At 60.2% G+C, this 1,429-nt stretch carries 1 protein-coding gene; it reads right to left on the minus strand.

The annotated features are described in order from the left end of the window. Positions 1-1,378: DUF3418 domain-containing protein (locus tag A3730_RS27685; RefSeq protein ID WP_231884070.1), on the minus strand; the 1,378-nt coding region annotated here is incomplete at its 3' end. Positions 1,379-1,429: the final 51 nt, after the last annotated feature.

Here is a 1,429-nt window from a genome sequence, read left to right on the forward strand (position 1 = left end):
GCGGGAAGTTCTTTTCCAGCGCCCCCATCAACTGCCGGTAGTGCGCGAACAGCGTCCCCAGCGTGGCCAATTGCTGCTGTGCCCAGGGCACAAAATCGCCACGGTGGGCATTGAGTCGGTCCCGAAACGCCGCCTCGTTACGCACCGGCTCATCCAGACGGAAATGTTCGGCCAATAACCGCAGCAAGGCGTGATCCAGCGCATTACGGGCCATGGCGCCTTTCTCGCTTTTCAGTTTCTGGAAACCCGCCATTTGCGAGGCCTGCTTGCGCAGATCCCGTAGCTGCACCGACAGTTTGAAGCTCAACAAGCGGGCCGTGCCCCATCGGTGTGCCCAGGCGGCCTCGACGTCATCGTCCCGATACTGCAGCTCTACCTCGCTGCCAACATCCACCAGGGCCGGAAAACGACGTACGGTCATGCCTCCCAAATCCTGATCCTCGGTTTCCGGCAGCTCACCAAACAGCCACTCCTGACCACGCAATGCCGGCGCGGCTTCGACAGGTTTGGGCAAGTCCCGGGTGACGCCAGCGAGCCGGTCTTTTACATCATCCAGGCTGCGCCCCTGGGCGTGGACCTTGCGTTTGCCGTCGACGCGATCCACCACCTGAATAAACATGCGCAGATGGTCCGGCAAGGTGGCCGCCTGCCACTCCTCCAGCTCGATACGAAGGCCGGTCATGCGCTGCAGTTCTCGGGTCATGGCCGGCAGCAACGGCTCATCCGGCGTCAGGGTTTCCATCAGGGCGCTGACATAATCCGGCACCGGAACAAAATGGCGGCGGCGGGCCTTGGGCAAGGCCCGAATCAACGCTTCCAGCTTTTCACGGAGCAAACCGGGCACCAGCCAGTCCAGTCGCGCCTCGGACACCTGGTTCAGCACGGCCAGCGGCACGATCAGGGTGACCCCGTCACGCTCCCCGGTAGGATCGAAGCTGTATTCCAGCGGAAGGCGAAGGCCATCAAGTTTAAGCTGATCGGGAAACTGGTCATTGCCCAGATTCGGGCTTCGCGAAAGCAAAAAACTCTCATCCATGAGCAACGCATTTTTTTGTTCCTCACTGGCGTGTTTGCTGTACCAGTTCATCAGCCCGGCGACAGTGTGAAGGTCACCGGGCAGGCGTGCGTCGTAGAAAGCCACCCGCGCTTCTTCATCCACCAAAATGTCCCGACGGCGCAGTTTGTGCTCCATCTCTTCCAGTGCTTCAAAGCGCTTGCGATTGGTTTTCACAAACGGCGGCTCCCGGGTCAGCTGCCCCATGACCAGGCCTTCACGGATCATCAACTCACGGGCTTCTTGCGGGTGAATGGGTCCATAGTTAACCGGCCTGCCGCTGGCCAGAATCAGGCCGAACAGATTGACCTGTTCCTTTGCCATGGCGCAGCCGCGCTTTTTCGACCAATGCGGCTCGAAATATTGTCGCTTGAG

This window comes from Alcanivorax sp. HI0044 (genome assembly GCF_001634945.1).